Below are 22927 nucleotides of genomic sequence, written 5' to 3' on the forward strand. Positions count from 1 at the left end.
TAGATTGTTCGGCATGCCGAACAATCGCTCCGAGGCGGCCGATGCGGGCGTGACGGGCCGCCCCGGCGCGACCGGGCGCGGTCCCCGGCCCGAGCATCGGCTGTGGGCCCTGCTCGGTCCCGCCTTCGTCGCCGCGGTCGCCTACGTCGACCCCGGGAACGTCGCCGCGAACCTCACCGCGGGCGCCGAGTACGGCTACCTCCTGGTCTGGGTGCTGGTGGTCTCGAACGCGATGGCGGTGCTCATCCAGTACCTGAGCGCCAAGCTGGGCCTGGTCACTGGCCGGTCGCTCCCGGAGCTTCTCGGACAGCGGCTGCGCCGCGGCACCCGACTGACGTATTGGGGTCAGGCGGAGGTCGTCGCCGCCGCCACGGATCTCGCCGAGGTGATCGGCGGAGCGATCGCCCTCCACCTGCTGTTCGGCCTGCCGCTGATCTGGGGAGGGCTCATCACCGGTGTGGTCTCGATGATCCTGCTGGCGGTGCACTCGCGCCGCGGACAGCGCCCGTTCGAGTTCGTGATCATGGGCTTCCTGGCCATCATCGCTGTGGGATTCCTGGCAGGCCTGTTCGTGTCGCCCGTGAGCTGGAGCGAGGTCGCCGGCGGCCTGGTGCCGCGCTTCGGCGACGCGGGCACGGTGCTGTTGGCGGCCTCGATGCTGGGCGCCACGGTGATGCCGCACGCGATCTACCTTCACTCTGCGCTGGCTCGCGACCGGCACCTGCCGGGGGAGCCGGGCGTCGACAACGAGGTCGTGGCCGCCGAGCCGCGGGCGCTGCCGCCTGGCCAGGGCGTCGGTGGAGCGAACCCCGTCACTGCGGCCGCCGCGGACCCGTCGTGGAAGGATCGCCTGCCGCGACTGCTGCGCGCCACCAAGGCGGACGTGCTCTGGTCGCTGCTCATCGCCGGGTCCGTCAACATCGCGATGCTGCTCCTCGCCGCGGCGTCTCTGCGCGGCGTGAGCGGCACGGACTCGATCGAAGGCGCGCACGCCGCCATCGAGGCCAACCTCGGGCCCGCGATCGGCGTGATCTTCGCGGTCGGGCTGCTGGCCTCGGGACTCGCGGCGACATCCGTGGGCGCCTACGCCGGCGCGGTCATCATGGGCGGCCTGCTCCACCGGCGCATCCCGTTGCTCACCAGGCGCCTCATCACGCTCATCCCGGCGCTCGTGATCGTCGGCATGGGCGTCGACCCCACCTGGGCGCTGGTGCTGAGCCAGGTGGTGCTGAGCCTGGGGATCCCGTTCGCGCTCATCCCGCTGGTGCGCCTCACGAGCTCGCGCGCGGTCATGGGGGAGCACGCGAGCGGCCTGCCGGTGCGAGTGATCGGCTGGGTGGTGGTCGCGCTCATCGTGGCGCTCAACCTCGCGCTGATCGTCATCACGATCACCGGCGGCTGACGCCGCCGCGACCGCACCGACGGATGGGTGACTCCCGCGGCGTCACGCCCGCGCTGGAGTCACCCAGATCGCGCCGGCATCCTCGCCGTCGAGAGCGACGTCGGTGACCACGCCGTCCAGGCGGATGCGCACGCCGTCGACGTCGCTGGCGACCTCGACGCGTGCATCGGGGACCAGTCCCACCTGGGCGAACGCGCGCAGCCTGTCCGGGTCGTCGTCCGCGATGCGCGCGATGGTCGCAGTGCCGTCGCCGGCCTGTGCGAGCGGCACCGCGTCCGGCAGGTGCGCGGCGCCGTCCGCGGACGGGATCGGGTCGCCGTGCGGGTCCCGGGTGGGGTGCCCCAGGCGCGCGTCGATGGCGGCCACGAGGCGATCCGACACCGCGTGCTCGAGCACCTCGGCCTCGTCGTGGACCTCGTCCCAGTCGTAGCCCAGCTCCTGCACCAGGTACGTCTCGAGCAGCCGGTGGCGTCGCACCATCGCGAGGGCGTGCGAGCGCCCCGCCTCGGTGAGCGTGATGCCTCCGTAGTGGGCGTGCTCGACCAGGCCGTTGGCGGAGAGCTTCTTGATGCCGTCGGAGACGGTCGAGGTGCGCACGCCCAGTCGCTCCGCCAGCGCCGTGACGGACACGGGTCCGCTCGCCCACTCCTGGAGGTTCCAAATGCTCTTCAGGTAGTCCTGGGTGGACGGGGACAGGTCGGTGACAGGCACCGTGCCATCCTACGGAAGCGACGCGCACCGCGCCTCGTTCGCGCGAAGGACCCGTGCCGCCCCTCGCGGGTCACGGCACCGGCAGGCCGCCGTTGACATTGATGGTCTCGCCCACCACGTAGCTGGACTCGGGCGACGCCAGGAACACGTATGCGGGAGCCATCTCGACTGGCTGCCCGGCCCGGCCCAGCGCGGTGTTGTCGCCGAACCCGTCGAGCTTCTCCGGCGGCTGCCCCTCGGTCACCTGCAACGGAGTCCACACCGGGCCGGGAGCCACCGCGTTGACGCGGATGCCCTTCTCCGCGAGCTGCATCGCGAGTCCCTTGGTGAACCCATTGATACCGGCCTTCGAGGTCGCGTAGTCCACGATGATCGGCGAGGGCTTGTAGGCCTGCACCGACGTGGTGTTGATGATGGTCGAGCCGGGGCCCATGAGCTGGAGGGCGTCCTGGGTGAGCCACACCATGGCGTACAGGTTGGTCTTGAAGGTCCGGTCGAGATCCTCCTCGGTGATGTCCGTGAAGTCCTTGTGGTACTCCTGGTGCCCGGCGTTGTTCACGAGGATGTCGAGACCACCCAGGGCGTCCACTGCCTTCGCCACGAGAGTGCGGCAGAAGTCGCGGTGGCGGATGTCGCCGGCGATCAGGATGGCGCGGCGGCCCTCGCTCTCGATGAGCCCGCCAATGCGCTCGGCGTCCTCCCGCTCGGGCTCGAGGTAGTTGATGACCACGTCCGCACCTTCGCGGGCGAACGCGATCGCGACGGCCGCGCCGATACCGGAGTCGCCACCCGTGATGAGCGCCTTGCGGCCCTCGAGCCGGCCAGTGCCGCGGTAGCTCTCCTCGCCGTGATCGGCCTGAGGGTCGAGGTCGCGGTCAAGCCCGGGGAAGGGCTGCTCCTGGGCCTGCGGCCGGATATGCGCGTAGCGCTTGCTCGGATCGTCGAAGGTGAGCTGGTCGAAGGACATGGGTACCTCCCTGAGGGGTGGGTGGTGGACACGATCGTCGCGTCCCTGTCCCAGGGGACAACCGTCATGTGCCGGCGAGGATTCCGCCGCGCGGACGATGGCACGGCGGCCGATGCGCGTGCCAGGGTTGAGGCCATGGTCGCGTATCGGTCCCGTCAGCTCGCGTACGAGAACAGGTTCGCCTTGGTGCTCCTGCTGGGGTGCGCCGGGCTCTGTGCAGCGATCTTCACCGTCGGGGCCGGGTGGCGGCAGGCGCCATGGCTGTGCGCGGGCACGCTCGCCCTGCTTCTGTGCCTGCTCGCAGTGCCGCTCACGGTCACCGTCGACGACACCCACCTGCGGGTGCGGCTCGCCGGGGCGCTGCGGCGCGACATCGCGCTCGCCGATGTCCGCGCGGTCGAGCGCCGCGAGTACGCCCCGGTGCGGGAGTTCGGGGGCTGGGGCTGGCGCTGGGGTCTCACCCACCGCAACGCCCGGGCCTACACGACCACCGGCACCACCGCCGTGGTGCTGACGCTGCGCGACAGCCAGGAGGTCTACCTGGGCGTCGAGGACGAGGCCGCGCTGCTCGACCTGCTGTCCGCACGAATCGCCTCCTGATCACGGTTCGGTAAAATCTTCTTCCGATCGAGCCGGCACCCTGCTACCGTCCTCTCCGGACGTTCGTGCTGAGCGTTCGACTGTTCACCCCCAGGCATGCGAAAGGAGGCTCCGATGATGGACATCGACCTGAACACCACCGCCGCGAACGCGGCCACGTGGCGCTTCCTGTCCTCTCCCGAGCCCCGCAGCCTGCGAGGGGACAAGCGCCGCTTCGGCGCCGCCCAGCTCGGCTAGCCCGCAGCAGCTCCGCATCCTGATGGCCCCCTTGGGCCGCCGACGCATGCGGACCGTGATCGCACCCTGGCGCGTCAGGCCCCTCGCCTGCGCCCGCCAGCACCGGTCCGCTGCTGCGCCCTTTCGCTCACGCCCCCGGGCCTGAGTCTCGCGTCCCGCATGCGCGCCCACCACGGGCGCGGCGTGCCGGACTCCCCGCACGCTGGTGTCCGACAACCGCCAGCGCGTGCCCTGCCGGCCCTCGATCCTGTCGAGAGGAGGTGAACTGCCATGACTCATTACGAAGCTCTCGGGAAGCTCGCGGCGTACTACGCCGAGCGCCCCGACCTCATGCACGCCGATCGCGCCGAGGCGCGGCTCGGGCCGCTGCCCAGCGGCCTCGCCCGCCTGCGACGGCGCGTGCGTCTGGTGCGCCTGCGGGCGCGTCGCCGCGCGCGCATCGCCGTGAGCGCCACCGCGCTTCCCGGTCGCGCCACCCCTTGAGGGTGGCGCGGCTGGGGGGCCGCCTACTCCCCGGTGGGCTTCTCCTCGTGCCCGCCGAACCCCTTGCGCATCGCGCTCAGCACCTTCTCCGCGTAGATGTCCAGGTCGCGCGACGCGAAGCGCGAATACAGGGCGGTCGTGAGCACCGGCGTGGGCACGCCCTCGTCGATGGCCGCGATCGACGTCCAACGACCCTCGCCCGAGTCGGACACGTTGCCAGAGAACTCCGCGAGATCGGGGTCCTCGTGCAGGGCCTCGGCGGTGAGATCCAGCAGCCACGAGCCCACGACGGAGCCGCGACGCCACACCTCGGCGACGGCGGCGGTGTCGATGTCGTACTGATAGAACTCGGGGTTCGCCAACGGCGCCGTCTCGGCATCGGCCTGGCGCGTGGCCTTGCCCACGTTCGCATTGCGCAGCACGTTGAAGCCCTCGGCGTATGCCGCCATCAGGCCGTACTCGACGCCGTTGTGGACCATCTTCACGAAGTGCCCCGCGCCGTTGGGCCCACAGTGCAGCCACCCCTTCTCGGCGTCCACCGGCGTGCCCTCGCGCCCCGGGGTGCGCTCCGCGGCGTCGACGCCCGGCGCGATCGTGTCCCAGATGGGCGCGAGGCGCGAGACCGTCTCACGCTCGCCTCCCACCATCAGGCAGAAGCCGCGCTCGAGTCCATGCACGCCACCCGACGTGCCGCAGTCCACGTGATGGATGCCGCGCTCTCCCAAGGCGCTCGCATGCGCGATGTCGTCCCGGTAGTAGCTGTTGCCGCCGTCGATGACGGTGTCGCCGGGCTCGAGCACCTGAGCGAGCGCGTCGATCACGGACTGGGTGATCTGCCCCGCGGGCACCATGACCCACACCGAGCGAGGTGCGTCGAGCGCGGTGAGGAACTCGGTGAGCTCGCGCACCGGGATCGCGCCCTCGGCCGCGAGCGCGTCGATCGCGGCGGGGGAGACGTCGTGGACCGCGACGGTGTGGCCGTCGCGCATGAGCCGGCGGCTCAGTCCGGCTCCCATGCGTCCCAGGCCGATCATTCCCAGCTGCATCGGGGCGGTGGTCGTCATGTGTGTCTCCTCGCGGTCGTCTGTGGTGAGTCGTGTCCTGGGGGCGTGTCAGGGCCGGGGATTGTGCCACGGCCCGTCGTGCCCGATGAGCCGCCCGGCGGCCTCCTCCGGGCCCCAGGAGCCGGGGGCGTAGGGGATGGCGGGGGTGTGGTCGGTGAGCACGCCGTCGACCACCCGCCACGCGGCCTCGACCGAGTCCTCGTGCGTGAACAGCGCGCTGTCGCCCTTGAGCGCGTCGGCCAGCAGGCGCTCGTACGGCTCGCGCTCGAGCTCGCTCTCCGTGGGCAGCAGCAGCTCCCGCTCATGGCCCACGAACTCCTCGCCCGGGCGCTTCACCCGCACGCCCAGGCCGATCTCGCCTTCGGGTGACAGCCGGAAGCGCAGCCGGTTGGGATGCTGATCCGGGTCGGACGCATCCGCAAACAGCGCCTGCGGCGGGCGCTTGAAGTCCACCACCACCTCGCCCACGGAGACGGCCAGGCACTTCCCGGTGCGCAGGTAGAACGGCACGCCGGCCCAGCGCCACGAGTCGATGTGCAGCCGCACCGCGGCGTAGGTCTCGACGTCGGATCCGGGCGCGACGCCCTCCTCGTCGCGGTAGCCCTCGAACTGCCCGCGCACGTAGTCGGAACGGGTGAGCGGGCGCATCGCCTTGAAGACGTTGGACTTCGCCGACTGCACGGCTCCGTACCCCTGGTACGTGGGCGCCTCCATGGTCAGCAGGGCCACGATCTGGAACAGATGGTTCTCGACGACGTCGCGCAACGCGCCCGCGGACTCGTAGAACGAGCCGCGCCCCTTGACCCCGAAGTCCTCCGCGAGCGTGATCTGCACGGACTTGATGTAGTTGCGGTTCCAGATCGGCTCGAACATCGCGTTCGCGAAGCGGAAGTAGAGGAGGTTCATGATCTCCTCCTTGCCCAGGAAGTGGTCGATGCGGAAGATCGCGTGCTCGTCGAACACGCTCGTGATGTCCGCGTTCAGCGTCTTCGCGCTCGCAAGGTCCCTGCCGAAGGGCTTCTCGACCACGACGCGCGCGTTGGTGTTGAGCCCCACGCTCTCCAGTCCCTGCACCACGGTGCCGAACAGGGTCGGCGGGATCGCGAGGTAGTGCGTGGGAGATCCGCATTCGGCGAGCTGCTCCCGCAGCCGCTCGAAGGTCGAGGGATCGTTGTAGTCGCCGTCGACGTAGCGCAGCAGGCTCACGAGCCGCTCGAGCGCCTCGGGGTCATCGACTCCGCCCTTGGACGCGCCGACGGCCTCGCGGGCACGCTGCTGGAGGTCCGCGAGCTCCCACTGGGAGTACGCCACGCCCACGACCGGCACCGTGAGGGTGCCGGACTTCACCATCCGGTACAGGGACGGGAAGATCGACTTGCGGGCGAGGTCTCCGCTGGCGCCGAAGAACACCAGTGAGTCGGAGCTCGTCTCGGGCAACGCACCTGGCATGGCACTCCTCACAGGGATGGGACGGTGGTCAGTCTCCACACTAGGGGCGGCCGTCGCCCGGCGCCTGCGGTCACGTCCCGACCACGGTCGGCACCGTCATGGACGCGCCGGTGAGGCGCTGCGAGACGTCCCACAGCACCTCGATGGACCGTGACAGGCCGATGCGCCGGTACAGCGGGAGCCGCACCGCACGTCCCGTGACCACCCACCGCGGCCCGTACAGCTGGCCACCCTTCGCACGGGGGTCCGTCGCGGCGCGCAGCTGGGGCAGCGCCGCTCGCTCGGCAGGCATGCCGTAGTCCGCGGTGACCCGCTCCCAGAACGGTCCGGCGGATCCGCCTCCGCCTTCGCGCACCGTGCGCTTCTGCAGGTCTGTGTGCGCCAGTCCAGGGTGTGCGGCCAGCGACCTCGCGCGCACGCCAGCAGCCCGGAGCTGGCGGTCGAGCCCCAGGGCGAAGTGCAGGTTCGCGAGCTTGGCCTGGCCGTACGCGCCCCAGTCGTCGTAGCGGCCCTCGAGGTGCGGGTTGTCGGGGTCGATGCGCCTGCCGCTGTGGCGCGCGAAGCTCGTGACCGTCACGACGCGCGCCCGGTCCGCTCGCACCAGCGGCGCCAGCAGCCCGTCGGTCAGGGTCCAGTGACCCAGGTGGTCGATCGCGAGCTGGGTCTCGAAGCCGTCCTCGGTGCGCCGCTCCGGCATCGCCATCACGCCCGCATTGTTGATCAGCAGATCGACCTGGTCGTGCGACGCGGCGATCCGGGCGGCGGCCTCCCGGGTGCCCTCCTGCGACGCGAGGTCGAGCGGAACCACCTCGAGCGAGGCGCCGGGGTGAGCGGCGAGGATGCTCGCGCGCGCATCGGCCGTCTTGTCGGGATCTCGCGCCGCCATCACCACATGGGCGCCGGCGCCCGCGAGGGCGCTCGCGGTCACCAGGCCCAGGCCTCCGTTGGCTCCGGTGACGACGGCCACGCGACCGGTCTGATCGGGGATGTCCGTGATGGACCAGGGCATTGCGGCCTCCTCAGCTGGCAGTGCCCACGCTAACGCCGCGCACGAGGCCCACGATTCCGCCGCCCCGTGCGACCGGGGTCTCGGGAGAGCACGGGGCGTCCGCGGCTGCGATCCTGGACGGGGCACCGCCCGTCCGTGGAATGCCGCGCACCGGACCGGGGTTGCCTGAGAGAGCAATCCGGACGCCGAGCGAAGGAGCACGCCATGACCGCCACCACTCAGACCCAGCCGCTGGCAGCACTGTCCGAGGCCGGAGTGTCGATCTGGCTCGACGACCTCTCCCGCGAGCGTCTGCGCAGCGGCTCGCTCGCTCAGGACATCGAGGACAGCTCGATCGTGGGCGTCACCACGAACCCGTCGATCTTCGCCGCCGCCGTGTCCGGATCGGACCAGTACGACGCGCAGATCGGCGATCTCGCGGCGCGGGGCGTGGAGGTCGACGAGGCCGTGCGCATGATCACCACAGCGGACGTGCGCGAGGCCTGCGACGTGCTGCGACCCGTCTACGACCGCACCGACGGCGTCGACGGGCGCGTGTCGATCGAGGTGGACCCGCGTTTCGCGCGTGACACCGGGGCGACGATCGCGGAGGCCCGTCAGCTGTGGTGGCTGGTGGACCGCCCCAACGCGATGGTGAAGATCCCCGGCACGCGTGAGGGACTGCCGGCGATCACCCAAGCGCTGGTGGAGGGCATCTCGGTCAACGTCACCCTCATCTTCTCCCTCGAGCGCTACGCCGAGGTGGTCGACGCGTTCCTGGACGGGCTGGAGGCCGCGCACGCCGCGGGACACGACCTGTCGCGCATCGGCTCCGTCGCGTCCTTCTTCGTGTCGCGTGTGGACGCGGAGGTCGACAAGCGTCTCGACGCCGGGGGCGTGGGCTCTGGTGTGCGCGGCACCGCGGCGATCGCGAACGCTCGGCTCGCCTTCGAGCACCACGAGCAGGTGCTCGCGTCCGAGCGCTGGCAGCGCCTCGCGTCCGCCGGCGCGCACCCGCAGCGGCCGCTGTGGGCGTCGACGTCCGTCAAGGACGATGCCTACCCGGACACCATGTACGTCGACGAGCTCGTGACAGCGGGCACCGTCAACACCATGCCGCAGGGCACCATCGACGCGTTCGCGGACCACGGCCAGGTGCCGTCCGACCCCGAGGACTGGGACACGGTGCGCGGCACGTACGACGAGGCGCGATCGGCGTTCGAGCGCCTCGAGTCCGCCGGCGTGGACCTCGCAGACGTCACCGCGCAGCTCGAGGACGAGGGCATCCAGAAGTTCGCCGACTCCTGGGAGGAGCTGCTCGATCGCGTCCGGGAGCAGATGGGCGCCTGAGCGCCAGCGGTCACACCGCGGGCAGGTCCCCGCAGCGTTCGATCGTGTAGCCCAGGACCACGCTGAGACCCTCGCCGCCGCTGGCGGCGGCGTCGATCGCCCGCTCGTCCGCGAGCAGTGCGAGCACCCCGGCGTCGTACTGGGCGATCGAGGACGACTCGGCCGCGATGCGCGCCTCCGGGTCGACCCACGCGTCCAGATGGTCGAGCACGTGCTGGAACCCCTCGCCCGCCTCCTGAGCGGAGTAGCCCTCCGTCACGGGGGAGCCGTCGGACTCGAGCAGTGCCCGTGCCTGCGTCCACTCCGCGCGCACCCGCGCGCTCGCCGCGAGGATCTCCTCGCCCGCGGCGTTCATGGCTGCGACGTCGCCCCCGTCGTCCTCGACGCCCGTCTCGGCGGACTTGCGATCGGTCGCGTCCAGCAGCTCGCCCATCGCGACGTAGCCGTCCTGGGCCGGACCGCAGTAGGGGTCGATGCCGGCCTCGATCGGATCGGGCTGAGCGTCGCTGGTCGCGTCGGGGGAGGCGGACGCCGCGCTCGTGGCGCCCGTCGGGGCATCGGCCGATGCGCCCGGCGTCGGTGACCCCGTGGTGGAGGGCGACGGCGGCGCGGGATCGGGAGCCGAGCACGCCACGAGCAGGGCGGCAGCGATCAGCGTGGCGGTCAGGAGGTTCGCGCGCATGGCGTCGAGTGTTCCAGAGATGCGCGCAGGCCCCAAGAGCGATGCCGGGTCAGCGGTGGACCACGACCTTGCCGATCATCGAGCCGCTCTCGACCAGGCGGTGCGCCTCGCGCAGTCCGGCGGCGGAGAAGTCATCGATGCGCTCGGTCGCGGTCGTGGTGATCTCGCCCCGATCGACGAGGTCCGCGACGGCGTCGAGGATGCGCCGCTGCTCGGCGATGTCCCACGCGTCGTAGCGGGCCCTCGCGAACATGTACTCCCAGTGGATCGTGGCGGACTTCGCGAACAGCGGCAGCAGCGACTCGTCCGTCCCGTCGATCGAGACGACGTGGCCGAACGGCTTCAGCAGCGACGCGTACGCACCGATGTTGCCCGGGGTGTAGGAGGAGAAGACGTACTCGAGGCCGTGCGGAGCCAGTTGGCGTGCCGAGGCGAGAAGGTCGCGATGGTCAGCCACCGCATCGGCTCCCATGCGCAGGCACCAGTCCCGCGACTCGTCGCGGGAGGCGGTGGCGATGACCCGCAGCGCCGTCAGGCGTGAGGCGAGCTGCGTGAGGACGGACCCCACTCCTCCCGCACCGCCCACGATCAGCAGCGTCCCGGAGTCCTCGCGGTTGAGACGCAGGTGATCGAACATCGTCTCCCAGGCCGTGAGCGCGGTCAGCGGCAGCGATGCCGCGTCCGCGAAGCCCACCGACGAGGGCTTGAGCGCCACGATGCGATGGTCCACGGCCTGCAGGTCCGCGTTGGAGCCGGCGCGCGTGGCGTCGCCGGACCACCACACCTCGTCGCCTGGCTCGAGACCCTCGACCTCGGGACCCGCGGACACCACGGTGCCAGCGCCGTCGTAGCCCAGGACGCGCGGCTCGGAGTCCGTCTGGCTGCGGCCGTATCCGCCGGCGCGCTTCTTGACGTCGACGGGGTTCACGGACACCGCCTCGACGCGGATCACCACATCCGTGGGGCGTGGCTCCGGCTCAGGGACGTCGACGTCGCGCAGCGACGCGGGATCGTCGATGGGAAGCGGCTCGTAGGCGGCGATGGCACGCATGGCGGTCTCCTCCGTGTGTTCAGGCGCCGGCGACGCGGTGCTCGACGGCGGTGGCGACATCGCCGGCGTGGTCCCAGGACAGTCCGGCGGCGGCGAGGGCGTGGGTGATCGCCAGCCTGCGTCCCGTGTCCGCCGCCACGGCGCCGTCGGCGACGCCCGTGAGGCAGGTGAGGACCGCGTGCTCGACCAGCCACGCGACCGAGGATGCGGGTAGGTCTGCGCGCAGCCCGCCCGGGCCCGCACCGCGTCCGATGGCATCCGCGAGCAGCGCGCGCACCGGCTCCAGCGCACCCTCCACCTCCGCCCGCAGATGCGAGCGCATCCACATGGCCGTGAAGGGTGCCACGGGGGCCTGGTCCTCCCAGATGCGTGCGACCAGCAGTCCGATCTGCTCGGCGGGGCCGCCGTCCTCGATCACCGCCGCGTGAGCGATCCGCCGGGCGCCGCGCATGACGGTGGCATCCACCAGCGCCTGCCGGCTCGGATAGAGCGCCCGCACCTGCCGAGGGTCCGTGCCCGCTCGGGCGGCGATGCGCTCGAGCGGTGCCCCGGGCTCGCGCGACAGCACGGCCACGGCGGCGTCGAGGACGGCGTCGAGGCTGACGCCGCCGTCCTCGCGGCGCCGCGACCGTCCCAGTCTCACGGCGCGAAGATCCCGTCGACGGCGCGCGTGTACTGGTCCGCGACGCGGTCCCACAGGGCGTTCGCGTCGTGGTCGATGCCGCGTCGTGCCTCGTCCGCCTCGAACCATGCCACGGACTCGTGGATCGAGTCGCGGAACCAGTGGCGGGTGCCGAAGTCGGGGACCGCGGCGCGCAGCTTCGCGGTGTCGAAGATGGCCGCGTTCATCTTGTCGCCCTTGAGCGGTCCCTCGAATGCCTCGCGGTCGAAGCGGATCAGCGTCTCCGTGGGGACGTGCACCGTCTGCTCCTCGAGCGCGTCGCGCGAGACGCCCAAGGCGTCCGCGACGTGACCGTGGATCTGGTTCCAGGCCAGGACGTCGTCGCTGGTGATGTGGAAGTCCTCGCCCAGCGCGGCTGGATTGCCCAGCAGTCCCACCAGGCCCACCGCGAAGTCCCGGTGGTCCGTGACCGTCCACAGCGATGTCCCGTCGCCGTGGACCAGCACCGGCCGTCCCGCTCGGAGGCGGTCCGCGATGGTCCAGGGCTGGGCCCACGAGGTGATCCCGAAGATGATGTCGGAGTAGCCGTACGTGTGCGACGGGCGCACGATGGTGAAGGGGAAGTCCCGCTCGGCGCCGGCCTCGCGCAGCAGCCGCTCGCACTCCGCCTTGTCGCGGCTGTACTGCCAGTACGGGTTCGACAGCGGCGTGGTGTCCTCGCGCACCACGTAGTTCGTCGGCGGGGTCTCGTAGGCGCTCGCGGAGGAGATGAACACGTACTGCCGGGTGAGGCCGGAGAACGTCTCGATGTCCTGGGCGACGTGCTCGGGGGAGAAGCCGATCCACTGGACCACCGCGTCGTACTCGCCGTGCGCCGCGACATCCTCCCGCAGCGCCTCGCGCAGCGCCGCGGTGTCGTGCACGTCCGCGTGGATCGCTCGGGCGCCGTCCGGCACCGTGCCCTTGATGGACGTGCCGCGGTTGACGAGGGTGAGGTCCATGCCTCGCTCGACGGCCAGCGGGGAGCAGGCGGAAGAGATGAGGCCGGTGCCTCCGATGAACAGCACGCGCACGGGCGACTCCTGACGATGGTGGGGAGGGACGGTCCCAGGTTACGCCGCGAGCGCAGCGGTCACAGCGCGCACAGCTCGCCGGCGATGCCGCCGTCCAGACCGCGACCCCAGGTGACCTCGGCGACCACGTCGCCCACGAGGTCGAACACGTACCAGTGGCCTGGCGCCTCCTCGACCACGAGCTGGTCGCGCATCCCTCGCGAGGGGTCCTCCTGCACCACTGGCGCGGCCATCGGGTAGGCCGCCGCGACATCCGCGCGCGCGGAGCCGATCGACACGCCCTCAGCCGTCGCCGGCACCTCGTGCGGCGGCGCGGTCGCAGGGTCGCCGATGTACAGCATGCGGAACAGGCGAATGCCGCCCAGCGGGTCCTCGGGGTCGGTGATGGCCTGGATGTAGAGCGGATCCGCGTCGACGATCGCGCCGACCCACGGGCACTGAGCCTCGCCGGAGATCTCGACGCCCGGAAGTGCGGAGGAGGCCTCCTCGAAGGTCATGCCGGTGCAGACCGAGGCGAAGCGATGGCTGTCGAGGGCCACGTACGACACGTCGAGCCCGTCGTCGTACTGCGGGCAGTCGAGCGCGGCCGCGCTCCCGGTCGGGGCTGGCGTCGCCGGCGCCGACGGACCTGGCACCGGGGTGGACGCGGAGGTCGGAACGGGCGGGGGCGTCGACGGCTCGGGGGAGCCGGTCACCGACGGCGTCGCGGTCCACGGGGAAGGGTCCGTCGTATCGGGGCCGCTGGGGATGCAGCCTGCGGCGAGCGCCACCACCGCGGCGGCGAGCGCCACCGCACGCACGCGCTGCGTCACCCGTGGCATCGGCATCACCCCCGTAGTGCCGGGACACCGGCGGGACCGGTTCCTTGAGGCTCACGCTAGTCCTCTTTGCCCCGTTCGTGAACCCGGACGTCCGATGCGCGGGTTTCGTCAGGCGCGCGCCTGCTCCAGCGCGGCGCGATAGATCGCGGCGAGGCGGTCGGCCATCGCGTTCGCATCGGCGTCGATGGTCTGGCGCGCCGTGTCGGCCTCGAACCATGCGATGGCCTCTGCCATGCCGTCCTCGAAGGCGATGCGCGCCTCCCAGCCGGGCACCAGCGCCTTGATGAGGGAGGTGTCGTACACGGCGGGGTGCATCTTGTCGCCGTAGATCGACCCTGCCTGATCTGGCGCCGCCGCGACCAGCGCATCGGAGGGCACGCACACGCGCTGGGCCGCGAATGCCTCTGGGTCGATTCCGGCCGCGGTCGCGATGGCGCCGTAGAGGCCGTTCCAGGTCAGCGCCTCGTCGCCGGTGATGTGCACCGCCCGTCCCAGGGCCTCGTCGTTGCCCACCAGCCCCAGGATGCCCGCGGCGACATCGCGAGCGTGCGTGATGGTCCACAGCGCGGTGCCGTCCCCGGGGATCACGATGTCCGCTCCCCGGCGCATGCGATCCACGATGGTCCAGGGGTGGCGGGAGTTGCCGGTGAACGCGGGGATCTTGGACGGCCCGTAGGTGTGCGCCGGGCGCACGATCGTGAACCCGAGGCCCGCGGCGGGCGCCGCGGTGCGCAGGGCCTCCTCGGCTGCCTGCTTGAGCCGGGCGTACTCCCAGTGCGGGTTGTCCTGGGCGGTGTCCTCCGTGAGCGGGTCCAGGCGGTCAGGGGTGCGGTAGGACGCGCCCGTGGCGATCAGCACGTACTGCTGCGTGAGCGGAGCGAAGGTCTCGACGTCGGCGCTCACGTGGTCGGGCCCGAACGCGACGAACTGCACCACAGCGTCGAAGCGCTCTCGGCGCAGGCGCATCCCGTGCAGCGTCGCTCGCAGCGCCGCGGCGTCCGTGGCATCCGCGTGGATCACACGGGCGCCGGCGGGCGGCGCGGCCACCGGCGACCGGCCGCGGTTGACGAGGGTCAGGGAGTCTCCGCGCTCGTGTGCGAGCGCCGCGAGCTCGGAGGAGATCAGACCGGTGCCGCCGACGATGAGGATGTCCATGCCTCGAGCCTACGGCCCGGTTCTCGCGGGACATCTGGGATGAACCGGACTGATGTCGGTCACGCCCTTCCGAGCCGCTGCCGCCAGCACTACCGTGGGCCGCATGAGGGACGAGTGGGCGGTCGCGCTGCAGCGCGCGTTGAGGGATGGACTTCCTGCGGGGTGGCGGGAGAGCGCGCCATGGGGGTACCCGCAGCAGGCCGAGCTCGCGGTGATCGCTGGCGTGTTCGCTGCGCAGCTGCCGCAGTCGACTGCGGAGGAGGTCGCCGCGTCCTACATGATGGCGCGACCCGGTCGCATGCTCGACGACCTGTCCGCGTTGGCCGAGGTGCCGGTCGACGACCTCAGCGAGATGCTCGGCGCCGCCTGGGGGTCGAGCCGTGTGCTCGGCGTGACACGGCTGAGGGCGGCCGTGATCGCCGATGCCGCGCAGCAGCTCGTCGGCGAGGGCGTGCGCAGCGCTCGGCAGTATCGCGACGCCGTCGCGGGGGACGCGACGGCGATCGACGAGGCGTTGCGGCGCGTGCGTGGGCTCGGTGGGGTCAGCAGCGAGGCGATCTCCACGATGATGCAGGCCGAGCACAGGCCGGGCGCGGTGGTGGTCGCCCACGTGCGCGCGCTGCTGGGCGATGACGGCGACGCCGTCGCGGACGATGACGTGTTGCCGCTGCTGCGCGCGACGGCGAGACGGCTCACGGTCGAGCCGCGGGTGCTGCTGTACGCGCTGTGGCGGCTGTCGAGCGTGCCCGTCTCGGACGGCCAGGAGTACGTGCCGCAGACGGTGGTGGCGGACCTGCGGTCCGAGTCCGCCTAGCCGTCGACGGGACGGGTCAGGAGCGCGACGCGCACCTGACCTCCCTTGGTCTCCTGCTCTCCGAGCTGCCGGAACCCCAGGTGCTCGTGGAAGGCGATCGAGCGTGCGTTGAGCGGTCGCGTGTTGACCTCGGCCGTCACCTCGCTCGCGCCGCGCTCGCGGGCCCGCTCGAAGACGGACTCGTACATGGCCCGGCCCACGCCGGTGCCGCGAGCGCTCTCACCCACCACGATGCGGTCGATGTACTGGTGGCGCACGCCGCGGGACTCGAACCAGCGGTAGTTCTCGGACTGGTACGGCTGGCCGCTGCCGAGACTGAGCAGGAAGGCGATCACCGCGCCGTCCCGGTTGGTCGCGACCAGCGCGACGTCGCACCACTCCAGCAGCTCGACCAGCTCGTCCTTGCTCAAGTCGTTGACGGCGGGCACGGCGGCGGTGTTGAGCACCAGCACCTGGTCGAGGTCGGAGTCACGCATCACACGGAGCCTGAGGTTCTGCATGGCGCCATTGTGCCGTGATCGTGTCACCGGCGTGTGTCCGAACGGCGACGACGGGATGTCGTGATCAGGGCAGCAGCAGGACCTTTCCGGTGGTGCGGCGGCCCTCGAGAGCCTCGTGCGCGTGCGACGCCTGCGACAACGAGAAGGTCTCGCCGATGCGCACGTCGAGATCTCCCGCGGCGATTCCGGAGAACAGGTCGCCCGCGCGCCACGCGCGCTCCTCGTCGGTGCGCAGGAAGTGGCCCAGCGACGGTCTCGTGATCGACAGCGAGCCGCCGCTGTTGAGGCGCTGCAGACTGAACGCGGGAACCTGCCCGGAGGCGCCGCCGAACAGCACCATCGTTCCGCGCACCGCCAGGGAGGCGAGCGAGCCGTCGAAGGTCGAGGCGCCCACGCCGTCGTAGACCACGTCCACGCCACTGCCGTCGGTGAGCGCCCTGATGGCGCCCGGCAGCTCCGTCGCGATGTCGCGGAACCGCTCGTAGCGGATCACCTCGGTCGCGCCGGTGGCTCGCGACAGCTCCTCCTTGCGGTCGCCGGAGACGGTGGTGATCACGCGGGCGCCGCGAGCCACCGCGAGCTGGGTGAGCAGCAGCCCCACGCCGCCGGCTCCCGCGTGCACCAGGGCGGTGTGGCCGCCGTGCAGCGGGAACGAGGAGGCCGAGAGGTAGTGGGCGGTGAGTCCCTGGAGCATCACGGCCGCCGCGACGTCGAGGCCCACACCCTCGGGCACCTGGTAGGCGTCCGAGCGGCGCAGCCGCACCTGCTGGGCATAGGAGCGTGAGGTCGAGGCCCACGCGACGCGGTCGCCGGGCGCCGCCCAGTCGACCTGGGTGCCGACGGACGCGACCACGCCCGCTCCCTCGAGGCCCGGCGTGAACGGGAAGTCGACGGAGTAGACGCCCGAGCGCTGATAGGTGTCGATGTAGTTGACGCCGCACGCGGCCACGTCGACCAGCACCTCATCCGCGGCGGGCGAGGCGGAGGGCACCTCCTGCAGGGTCATGACCTGCGGCTCGCCTGGATGCTCGGCGGCGATGGCCTTCATCTCCTCATCGTGGCACGCCGCCGCCGCGCGCTCCAGCGCTCGGCGCCGGCCGTCGCTGACCATTCAAACCCATGTATAGTTATGCACATGGCAATCTCAGTGGCAGTCTCTGGCGCGTCCGGATACGTGGGGGGTGAGGTGCTCCGCGTGTTCAGCGAGCATCCCGATGTCGACTTCGGCGCGCTCGCGGCGCACTCGACCGCGGGCGACGCTCTGGGACTGCACCAGCCTCACTTGCGCACCCTCGCGGATCGCACCATCGTGGAGACGTCTCCGGAGAACCTCGCCGGCCACGACGTGGTGGTGCTCGCGCTCCCGCACGGGACGTCGGGGCAGATCGCGGCCCAGCTGCCGCCGGAGACGCTCGTCATCGACTGCGGCGCGGACCACCGCCTGGCGAGCGCGGAGGCCTGGGCGGAGTACTACGGGGGCGAGCACTCGGGTACGTGGCCCTACGGCATGCCGGAGCTCATCACCGGCGACGGCCACCAGCGCGACAACCTCCCCGGCACCACGCGGATCGCGGTGCCCGGGTGCAACGTGACCGCAGTGACGCTGGCGCTCCAGCCTGGGATCGCCGCCGGCGTCGTGGATCCCACGGACATCGTCGCCGTGCTCGCCAACGGCTACTCGGGAGCGGGCAAGAAGCTCGCGACCAACCTGCTGGCCTCCGAGGGACTGGGCGCCGCAAGCCCGTACGGCGTGGGCGGCGTGCACCGGCACATCCCGGAGATCGTCCAGAACCTCACCTCCGCCGGCGGAGAGGACATCCGTCTCAGCTTCACGCCCACCCTCGTGCCGATGGCGCGGGGCATCCTCGCGACCGTGACCGCGCCGCTCGCCTCCGGCGTGAGCGCGGACGAGGTGCGTGCCGCCTGGGAGAGGGCCTACGCGGACGAGCCGTTCGTCCACCTGCTCCCGGAGGGCCAGTGGCCCACCACCGCCGCGACCCTGGGCGCCAACACCTGCCTGGTGCAGGTCACCGTCGACCAGAAGGCCGGTCGGGTGGTGGTCATCAGCGCGATCGACAACCTCGTCAAGGGCACCGCCGGCGCAGCACTGCAGTCGATGAACCTCGCGCTCGGCCTGCCGGAGACCACCGGCCTCCAGACGCTGGGAGTCGCGCCATGAGCGTCACCGCTGCCCAGGGCTTCGTCGCCGCCGGTGTCGCCGCGGGCATCAAGTCCACCGGCGCCAAGGACGTCACCGTCGTGGTCAACGACGGGCCGTCGAAGGTCGCCGCCGGCGTCTTCACCACCAACCGCATCGAGGCCGCTCCCGTGACATGGTCCCGCGAGGTGGCCTCCGACGGCCGCGTCGACGCCGTCATCCTCAACTCCGGCGGCGCGAACGCCTGCACGGGCCCCGAGGGCTTCGCGGACACCCACCGCACCGCCGAGCACGTCGCCCACGCCCTGCAGGCGACGGGCCGCGACGTCGCTCCTGGCGACGTCGCCGTGTGCTCGACGGGGCTGATCGGCGTGCGCCTTCCCATGGACACGCTCCTCGATGGCGCCGATGCCGCCATCGCAGGTCTCGCGCCCGACGGCGGCGACGCCGCAGCAGAGGGCATCATGACCACGGACTCGACCCCCAAGAAGGCCGTCGCCGGACGCGACGGCTGGGTCGTGGGCGGGATGGCCAAGGGGGCGGGCATGCTCGCGCCAGGCATGGCCACGATGCTGTGCGTCGTGACCACCGACGCCCAGGTCGACGCCGCGACCGCCAAGGCGGCCCTCGCATCGGCCGTCGCGCAGACCCTCAACCGCGTCGACTCCGACGGCTGCATGTCCACCAATGACACGGTCCTGCTCATGGCCAGCGGCGCGAGCGGCGCTCAGCCCGAGGCGAGCGCCTTCGAGGCCGAGCTCACGACCGTGCTCGCGGACCTGTCCCGCCAGCTGGTCGCGGACGCCGAGGGCGCCGCCCACGACATCGCGGTCACCGTCGAGCGGGCGACCTCGGAGGCGGCGGCAGAGGCCGTGGCGCGTGCGATCACGCGCTCCAACCTCTTCAAGACCGCGATCTTCGGCAACGACCCCAACTGGGGCCGCATCATCTCCGCCGCGGGCACGGTCCCCGAGCACGTCGCCCCGTACGACGCGACCACCATCGACGTCTCCGTCAACGGCATCCAGGTGTGCCGCAACGCCGGAGTCGGCGACGACCGCGACCTGGTCGACCTCACCGGCCGCGAGGTGCAGGTGGTGGTCGACCTCAAGGCCGGCGACGCCTCCGCCACGGTCTGGACCAACGACCTCACCCACGACTACGTCCACGAGAACAGCGCATACTCCTCATGAGCCACGACATCGACACTCCCGACCTCACCGCCCAGCAGAAGGTGGGCGTCCTCATCGACGCCATGCCCTGGATCGAGTCCTTCAAGGGCGCGACCGTCGTCATCAAGTACGGCGGCAACGCCATGATCGACGACACGCTCAAGGCCGCGTTCGCCCAGGACATCGTCCACCTGCGACTGCTCGGCCTGTCGCCCGTGGTGGTGCACGGCGGCGGCCCGCAGATCTCCGAGATGCTCGGCAAGCTCGGCATCGAGTCCGAGTTCAAGGGCGGTCTGCGCGTCACGACCCCTGAGGCGATGGACGTGGTCCGGATGGTCCTCACCGGCTCCGTGTCGCGCGAGCTGGTGGGCCTCATCAACGACCACGGCCCGCTCGGCGTGGGGCTGTCGGGCGAGGACGCCGGCCTCCTGCAGGCCAAGCGCCGCCACGCCACGATCGACGGCAAGCAGGTGGACGTGGGCCTCGTGGGCGACGTCATCAAGGTCAACCCCGCCGCGATCGAGGACATCATCGGCGCCGGCCGCATCCCCGTGGTCAGCACCGTGGCGCCCGACATGGACGATCCCACGACGGTGCTGAACGTCAATGCGGACACCGCCGCCGCCGCGATCGCGGTGGCGCTGCGGGCGCGCAAGCTCATCATGCTCACGGACGTCGAGGGACTGTACGCGAACTGGCCCGACAGGAACTCGCTGGTGCGCCGCATCCACGCCACCGATGTCGAGAAGCTGCTCCCGTCGCTCGCGTCGGGCATGGTGCCCAAGATGGAGGCGTGCCTGCGTGCGGTGCGCGGCGGCGTGCCCCAGGCGCACATCATCGACGGGCGCGACCCGCACTCGATCCTCACCGAGATCTTCACGAGCTCCGGCTCCGGCACCATGGTGCGCCCCGACGACGTGGACCTGTGGGCATGAGCGCGCCGGGACACGGCCCGAGCGAGCACGGCGAGGCGGGACTGGAGAAGGGCGCCGTCGACCTCCAGCGCTACTCTCACGCCCTCATGGGCACCTTCGGGGTGCCGATGCGCGTGCTGGCCAGGGGAGAGGGCTCGTACGTGTGGGACGCGGACGGCAACCGCTACCTCGACCTGCTGGGCGGCATCGCCGTCAACGCGCTGGGCCACGGCCACCCCGCATGGGTCGAGGCGATCGCGACGCAGGCCGCGACGCTGTCGCACACCTCGAACTTCTTCGCCACCGAGCCGCAGATCGCGCTCGCGGAGAGGCTGCTGGACCTCGCGCACGCGCCGTCCGGCTCGCGCGTGTTCTTCGCCAACTCCGGCACCGAGGCCAACGAGGCCGCGATCAAGATGGCGCGCAAGACTGGCAAGGGCACCATCATCGCGCTGGAGGGCAGCTTCCACGGCCGCTCGACGGGCGCCCTCGCGCTCACGCACAAGGAGGCGTACCGGGCTCCGTTCGCGCCGCTCATGGGCGACGTGGTGTTCGTGCCCGTCAACGACGAGGACGCGTTGCGCGCGGCCGTCGCGGAGCACGCCGCGGACCTGTCCGCGATCATCGTCGAGCCCATCCAGGGCGAGGCCGGCGTGATCCCCCTGACGCACGCGTACCTCGCGCTGGCGAGGGAGCTCACCCGCCGTCATGAGGCGCTGCTGATCTTCGACGAGGTCCAGACGGGCGTCGCGCGCACCGGCGCGTGGTTCGCGCACCAGCTGCACGGCGTCCAGCCCGACGTCATGACGCTCGCGAAGGGCCTGGGCGGCGGCTTCCCGGTGGGCGCCCTCGTCGCGTTCGGCGAGGGGCCGGGCTCGATGCTCGGCAAGGGCGAGCACGGCACGACCTTCGGCGGCAACCCCCTCGCAGCCGCAGCCGCGCTCGCGACGCTGCGCGTGATCGAGGACGAGGACCTCATCGCCAACGTCAAGTCCGTGGGCACGCATCTGCGCGAGCGGCTCGAGGCCATGGACGGCGTGGTCGAGGTGCGCGGCGAGGGTCTGCTGCTCGGCATCGGCCTGGCCGCCCCCGCATCGGCCGAGATCGCCCAGGCCGCGGTCAAGGCCGGGTTCATCGTCAACCCTCCCAGCCCGGACACGCTGCGCCTCGTGCCCGCGCTGACGCTCACGACCGCGGAGGCGGACACCTTCCTGACGTGGATCGAGGGCCACCTGGCCGCTCACCCCCTGACCGATGACGGAGACCGGTGATGGTGCGACACTTCCTGCGCGACGACGACGTCACGCCTGAGGAGCAGCGCGAGATCCTGGAGCTCGCGCTCCAGCTGCGTGTGGACCGCTACAAGGTTCAGCCGTTCGTGGGCCCCAAGGCCGTCGCCGTGATCTTCGACAAGCCGTCGACTCGGACGCGCCTGTCCTTCTCCGTGGGCGTCGCGGAGCTGGGCGGCTACCCCGTGGTGATCGACGCGCAGACCTCTCAGCTGGGACGCGGGGAGTCCGTCGCGGACACCGCGCGGGTGCTCGAGCGTCAGGTGAGCGCGATCGTGTGGCGCACCTTCGGCCAGGACTGCATCGAGGAGATGGCGGCGCACTCGTCGGTGCCCGTGGTCAACGCCCTCACGGACGAGTTCCACCCGTGCCAGATCCTCGCCGACCTCGCCGCCGTGGCCGACGCGCGCGGCTCGGTGGGCGCCCTCGCCGGTCTCGACCTTGCCTACGTGGGCGACGGCGCGAACAACATGGCGCACTCCTACCTCCTGGGGGGAGCGACCGCCGGCATGCATGTGCGCATCGGCTCTCCCGAGGGCTACGCGCCGGACGCGGCCGTGGTCGCGCGCGCGGAGGAGATCGCAGCCGGCACCGGCGGCAGCGTCCTGATCTCGCACAGCCACGACGAGGCCGTCACCGGCGCGGACGTGGTCGCCACGGACACCTGGGTGTCCATGGGCGATGAGGCCGAGGGCGACGAGCGCTCCCACGCCTTCACCGCGTTCCAGATCAACGCCAGGACGCTCGAGCTGGCCGCCCCCGGCGCCCATGTGCTGCACTGCCTCCCGGCGTACCGCGGCAAGGAGATCACCGCATCGGTCCTCGACGGCGATCAGTCGCTCGTGTGGCTCGAGGCCGAGTACCGCCTGCATGCGCAGAAGGCGCTGCTGACTTGGCTGGCGGAGCGATGATGGCTCACACCATCCCCGCCACCAAGGCCGCCCGCCAGGCGCTCATCCGGCGCCTGATCGAGGCGGAGCCCATCCACTCGCAGGGCGAGCTCGCGGTGCGCCTCGAGGCGCAGGGCATCACCGTCACCCAGGCCACGCTCTCGCGCGACCTGGTGGACGTGGGCGCCGTCAAGGTCCGCGGCGTCACCGGTGGGCACGTCTACGCCACGGCGGAGACCATGTCCGCGGGGGAGGACACCGACCAGCGCCTGACGCGCCTGTGCGGCGAGCTCCTGTTCAGCGCGGACGGCTCGGCGAACCTGGCCGTGATCCGCACCCCCTCAGGCGCAGCGCAGTACCTCGCGAGCGCGATCGACGGTCACGACGACCCCGAGATCGTGGGCACCGTCGCCGGTGACGACACGCTGATGATCATCAGCCGCGACCCCGAGGGCGGGATGCGCCTCGCACAGAAGTTCCTGGATCGCGCCGCCGGCGGCGCGCACCAGTGACCACGAACGACCCTCAGCACCAA

The 22927-nt window shown here is 71.6% G+C and carries 25 protein-coding genes; 12 read left to right on the forward strand and 13 right to left on the reverse strand.

Annotated elements, in window-relative coordinates; genetic code table 11:
* Nucleotides 1-13: 13 nt before the first annotated feature.
* Complete coding sequence (locus Dac01nite_RS05575; protein ID WP_203654116.1) at nt 14-1402, forward strand: Nramp family divalent metal transporter; 1389 nt, start codon at nt 14-16, stop codon at nt 1400-1402.
* Nucleotides 1403-1444: 42 nt separating this feature from the next.
* Here the strand turns inward: Dac01nite_RS05575 and Dac01nite_RS05580 are convergent, their stop codons facing one another.
* Nucleotides 1445-2113, reverse strand: a complete 669-nt coding sequence (locus tag Dac01nite_RS05580; protein WP_203654118.1) for a metal-dependent transcriptional regulator — start codon at nt 2111-2113, stop codon at nt 1445-1447.
* A gap of 70 nt (nt 2114-2183) precedes the next feature.
* Complete coding sequence (locus tag Dac01nite_RS05585; protein WP_203654120.1) at nt 2184-3080, reverse strand: glucose 1-dehydrogenase; 897 nt, start codon at nt 3078-3080, stop codon at nt 2184-2186.
* A 24-nt stretch (nt 3081-3104) separates the two neighbouring features.
* On the opposite strand from Dac01nite_RS05585, the gene Dac01nite_RS05590 reads away from it, so the two are divergent.
* The 3 genes from Dac01nite_RS05590 (at nt 3105) to Dac01nite_RS05595 (ending at nt 4400) form a co-directional block, all read left to right on the forward strand.
* Nucleotides 3105-3680, forward strand: a complete 576-nt coding sequence (locus Dac01nite_RS05590) for a hypothetical protein (RefSeq protein ID WP_203654122.1) — start codon at nt 3105-3107, stop codon at nt 3678-3680.
* A gap of 114 nt (nt 3681-3794) precedes the next feature.
* A complete protein-coding gene (locus Dac01nite_RS12190; RefSeq protein ID WP_275404522.1) occupies nt 3795-3917 on the forward strand; it encodes a hypothetical protein in 123 nt (40 codons plus the stop codon).
* A 270-nt stretch (nt 3918-4187) separates the two neighbouring features.
* Nucleotides 4188-4400: a hypothetical protein gene (locus Dac01nite_RS05595; RefSeq protein ID WP_203654124.1), complete on the forward strand. Its 213-nt coding sequence runs from the start codon at nt 4188-4190 to the stop codon at nt 4398-4400.
* Between the two features lie 23 nt (nt 4401-4423).
* On the opposite strand, the gene gnd is transcribed toward Dac01nite_RS05595, so the two are convergent.
* From gnd to Dac01nite_RS05610, 3 genes are all read right to left on the reverse strand, one after another.
* On the reverse strand, nt 4424-5464 hold the full coding sequence (gene gnd, locus Dac01nite_RS05600) for a phosphogluconate dehydrogenase (NAD(+)-dependent, decarboxylating) (RefSeq protein WP_239066535.1): 1041 nt from the start codon (nt 5462-5464) through the stop codon (nt 4424-4426).
* Nucleotides 5465-5512: 48 nt separating this feature from the next.
* Nucleotides 5513-6913, reverse strand: coding sequence for a glucose-6-phosphate dehydrogenase (zwf, locus tag Dac01nite_RS05605; RefSeq protein ID WP_203654126.1), 1401 nt, complete (start codon nt 6911-6913; stop codon nt 5513-5515).
* Nucleotides 6914-6983: 70 nt separating this feature from the next.
* Complete coding sequence (locus Dac01nite_RS05610; RefSeq protein ID WP_203654134.1) at nt 6984-7922, reverse strand: oxidoreductase; 939 nt, start codon at nt 7920-7922, stop codon at nt 6984-6986.
* Between the two features lie 204 nt (nt 7923-8126).
* On the opposite strand from Dac01nite_RS05610, the gene tal reads away from it, so the two are divergent.
* A complete protein-coding gene (gene tal, locus Dac01nite_RS05615) occupies nt 8127-9251 on the forward strand; it encodes a transaldolase (RefSeq protein ID WP_203654136.1) in 1125 nt (374 codons plus the stop codon).
* A 10-nt stretch (nt 9252-9261) separates the two neighbouring features.
* On the opposite strand, the gene Dac01nite_RS05620 is transcribed toward tal, so the two are convergent.
* The 6 genes from Dac01nite_RS05620 to Dac01nite_RS05645 all read right to left on the reverse strand — a co-directional run bounded on the left by Dac01nite_RS05620 (nt 9262) and on the right by Dac01nite_RS05645 (nt 14655).
* Nucleotides 9262-9933 carry a hypothetical protein gene (locus tag Dac01nite_RS05620; protein WP_203654138.1) on the reverse strand — a complete coding sequence of 224 codons (672 nt, stop codon included), beginning with the start codon at nt 9931-9933 and terminating at the stop codon, nt 9262-9264.
* A gap of 49 nt (nt 9934-9982) precedes the next feature.
* On the reverse strand, nt 9983-10984 hold the full coding sequence (locus Dac01nite_RS05625) for a zinc-binding alcohol dehydrogenase family protein (protein ID WP_203654140.1): 1002 nt from the start codon (nt 10982-10984) through the stop codon (nt 9983-9985).
* A 19-nt stretch (nt 10985-11003) separates the two neighbouring features.
* The gene (locus Dac01nite_RS05630; RefSeq protein WP_203654142.1) at nt 11004-11627 is read right to left on the reverse strand and encodes a TetR/AcrR family transcriptional regulator; all 624 of its coding nucleotides are present in this window, start codon (nt 11625-11627) and stop codon (nt 11004-11006) included.
* Complete coding sequence (locus tag Dac01nite_RS05635) at nt 11624-12679, reverse strand: NAD-dependent epimerase/dehydratase family protein (RefSeq protein WP_203654150.1); 1056 nt, start codon at nt 12677-12679, stop codon at nt 11624-11626. The genes Dac01nite_RS05630 and Dac01nite_RS05635 overlap by 4 nt, the downstream gene beginning before the upstream one ends.
* A gap of 59 nt (nt 12680-12738) precedes the next feature.
* Nucleotides 12739-13500 carry a hypothetical protein gene (locus Dac01nite_RS05640; protein ID WP_203654152.1) on the reverse strand — a complete coding sequence of 254 codons (762 nt, stop codon included), beginning with the start codon at nt 13498-13500 and terminating at the stop codon, nt 12739-12741.
* A gap of 108 nt (nt 13501-13608) precedes the next feature.
* Nucleotides 13609-14655, reverse strand: a complete 1047-nt coding sequence (locus tag Dac01nite_RS05645; RefSeq protein ID WP_203654160.1) for an NAD-dependent epimerase/dehydratase family protein — start codon at nt 14653-14655, stop codon at nt 13609-13611.
* Nucleotides 14656-14758: 103 nt separating this feature from the next.
* Here Dac01nite_RS05645 and Dac01nite_RS05650 point away from each other — a divergent pair, with 103 nt between their 5' ends.
* Entirely contained in the window at nt 14759-15469 is a 711-nt protein-coding gene (locus Dac01nite_RS05650; RefSeq protein WP_203654162.1) for a DUF8548 family protein, read from the forward strand.
* Here Dac01nite_RS05650 and Dac01nite_RS05655 read toward each other — a convergent pair.
* Nucleotides 15466-15969: a GNAT family N-acetyltransferase gene (locus Dac01nite_RS05655; RefSeq protein WP_203654169.1), complete on the reverse strand. Its 504-nt coding sequence runs from the start codon at nt 15967-15969 to the stop codon at nt 15466-15468. The genes Dac01nite_RS05650 and Dac01nite_RS05655 overlap by 4 nt on opposite strands.
* A gap of 64 nt (nt 15970-16033) precedes the next feature.
* Nucleotides 16034-17017 (reverse strand): quinone oxidoreductase family protein, encoded by a 984-nt coding sequence (locus tag Dac01nite_RS05660; protein WP_203654171.1) that lies wholly within the window; start codon nt 17015-17017, stop codon nt 16034-16036.
* Nucleotides 17018-17098: 81 nt separating this feature from the next.
* Between Dac01nite_RS05660 and argC the strand changes: the two genes are divergently transcribed.
* The 6 genes from argC to argR are packed head-to-tail and all read left to right on the forward strand — an operon-like array spanning nt 17099 to nt 22904.
* Complete coding sequence (gene argC / locus Dac01nite_RS05665) at nt 17099-18148, forward strand: N-acetyl-gamma-glutamyl-phosphate reductase (RefSeq protein ID WP_203654173.1); 1050 nt, start codon at nt 17099-17101, stop codon at nt 18146-18148.
* Complete coding sequence (gene argJ, locus Dac01nite_RS05670) at nt 18145-19320, forward strand: bifunctional glutamate N-acetyltransferase/amino-acid acetyltransferase ArgJ (protein WP_203654175.1); 1176 nt, start codon at nt 18145-18147, stop codon at nt 19318-19320. Before argC ends, argJ begins: the two co-directional genes overlap by 4 nt.
* Nucleotides 19317-20234, forward strand: coding sequence for an acetylglutamate kinase (gene argB / locus Dac01nite_RS05675; RefSeq protein WP_203654177.1), 918 nt, complete (start codon nt 19317-19319; stop codon nt 20232-20234). The genes argJ and argB overlap by 4 nt, the downstream gene beginning before the upstream one ends.
* Entirely contained in the window at nt 20231-21484 is a 1254-nt protein-coding gene (locus Dac01nite_RS05680) for an acetylornithine transaminase (protein WP_203654178.1), read from the forward strand. Before argB ends, Dac01nite_RS05680 begins: the two co-directional genes overlap by 4 nt.
* The gene (gene argF, locus Dac01nite_RS05685; protein ID WP_203654180.1) at nt 21484-22413 is read left to right on the forward strand and encodes an ornithine carbamoyltransferase; all 930 of its coding nucleotides are present in this window, start codon (nt 21484-21486) and stop codon (nt 22411-22413) included. Before Dac01nite_RS05680 ends, argF begins: the two co-directional genes overlap by 1 nt.
* Nucleotides 22413-22904 (forward strand): arginine repressor, encoded by a 492-nt coding sequence (gene argR, locus Dac01nite_RS05690; protein WP_203654182.1) that lies wholly within the window; start codon nt 22413-22415, stop codon nt 22902-22904. Before argF ends, argR begins: the two co-directional genes overlap by 1 nt.
* Nucleotides 22905-22927 lie beyond the last annotated feature (23 nt).

It is taken from the genome of Demequina activiva (genome assembly GCF_016862815.1).
GTDB lineage: Bacteria > Actinomycetota > Actinomycetes > Actinomycetales > Demequinaceae > Demequina > Demequina activiva.

Bases quoted from the DNA above. Each gene is read 5' to 3' on its own strand.
- Dac01nite_RS05575 (WP_203654116.1), top strand. From the start codon at position 14: ATGCCGAACAATCGCTCCGAGGCGGCCGATGCGGGCGTGACGGGCCGC.
- Dac01nite_RS05585 (WP_203654120.1), bottom strand. From the start codon at position 3,080: ATGTCCTTCGACCAGCTCACCTTCGACGATCCGAGCAAGCGCTACGCG.
- Dac01nite_RS12190 (WP_275404522.1), top strand. From the start codon at position 3,795: ATGATGGACATCGACCTGAACACCACCGCCGCGAACGCGGCCACGTGG.
- Dac01nite_RS05595 (WP_203654124.1), top strand. From the start codon at position 4,188: ATGACTCATTACGAAGCTCTCGGGAAGCTCGCGGCGTACTACGCCGAG.
- gnd (WP_239066535.1), bottom strand. From the start codon at position 5,464: ATGACGACCACCGCCCCGATGCAGCTGGGAATGATCGGCCTGGGACGC.
- zwf (WP_203654126.1), bottom strand. From the start codon at position 6,913: ATGCCAGGTGCGTTGCCCGAGACGAGCTCCGACTCACTGGTGTTCTTC.
- Dac01nite_RS05610 (WP_203654134.1), bottom strand. From the start codon at position 7,922: ATGCCCTGGTCCATCACGGACATCCCCGATCAGACCGGTCGCGTGGCC.
- tal (WP_203654136.1), top strand. From the start codon at position 8,127: ATGACCGCCACCACTCAGACCCAGCCGCTGGCAGCACTGTCCGAGGCC.
- Dac01nite_RS05620 (WP_203654138.1), bottom strand. From the start codon at position 9,933: ATGCGCGCGAACCTCCTGACCGCCACGCTGATCGCTGCCGCCCTGCTC.
- Dac01nite_RS05625 (WP_203654140.1), bottom strand. From the start codon at position 10,984: ATGCGTGCCATCGCCGCCTACGAGCCGCTTCCCATCGACGATCCCGCG.
- Dac01nite_RS05640 (WP_203654152.1), bottom strand. From the start codon at position 13,500: ATGCCACGGGTGACGCAGCGCGTGCGTGCGGTGGCGCTCGCCGCCGCG.
- Dac01nite_RS05645 (WP_203654160.1), bottom strand. From the start codon at position 14,655: ATGGACATCCTCATCGTCGGCGGCACCGGTCTGATCTCCTCCGAGCTC.
- Dac01nite_RS05650 (WP_203654162.1), top strand. From the start codon at position 14,759: ATGAGGGACGAGTGGGCGGTCGCGCTGCAGCGCGCGTTGAGGGATGGA.
- Dac01nite_RS05655 (WP_203654169.1), bottom strand. From the start codon at position 15,969: ATGCAGAACCTCAGGCTCCGTGTGATGCGTGACTCCGACCTCGACCAG.
- Dac01nite_RS05660 (WP_203654171.1), bottom strand. From the start codon at position 17,017: ATGAAGGCCATCGCCGCCGAGCATCCAGGCGAGCCGCAGGTCATGACC.
- argC (WP_203654173.1), top strand. From the start codon at position 17,099: ATGCACATGGCAATCTCAGTGGCAGTCTCTGGCGCGTCCGGATACGTG.
- argJ (WP_203654175.1), top strand. From the start codon at position 18,145: ATGAGCGTCACCGCTGCCCAGGGCTTCGTCGCCGCCGGTGTCGCCGCG.
- argB (WP_203654177.1), top strand. From the start codon at position 19,317: ATGAGCCACGACATCGACACTCCCGACCTCACCGCCCAGCAGAAGGTG.
- Dac01nite_RS05680 (WP_203654178.1), top strand. From the start codon at position 20,231: ATGAGCGCGCCGGGACACGGCCCGAGCGAGCACGGCGAGGCGGGACTG.
- argF (WP_203654180.1), top strand. From the start codon at position 21,484: ATGGTGCGACACTTCCTGCGCGACGACGACGTCACGCCTGAGGAGCAG.
- argR (WP_203654182.1), top strand. From the start codon at position 22,413: ATGGCTCACACCATCCCCGCCACCAAGGCCGCCCGCCAGGCGCTCATC.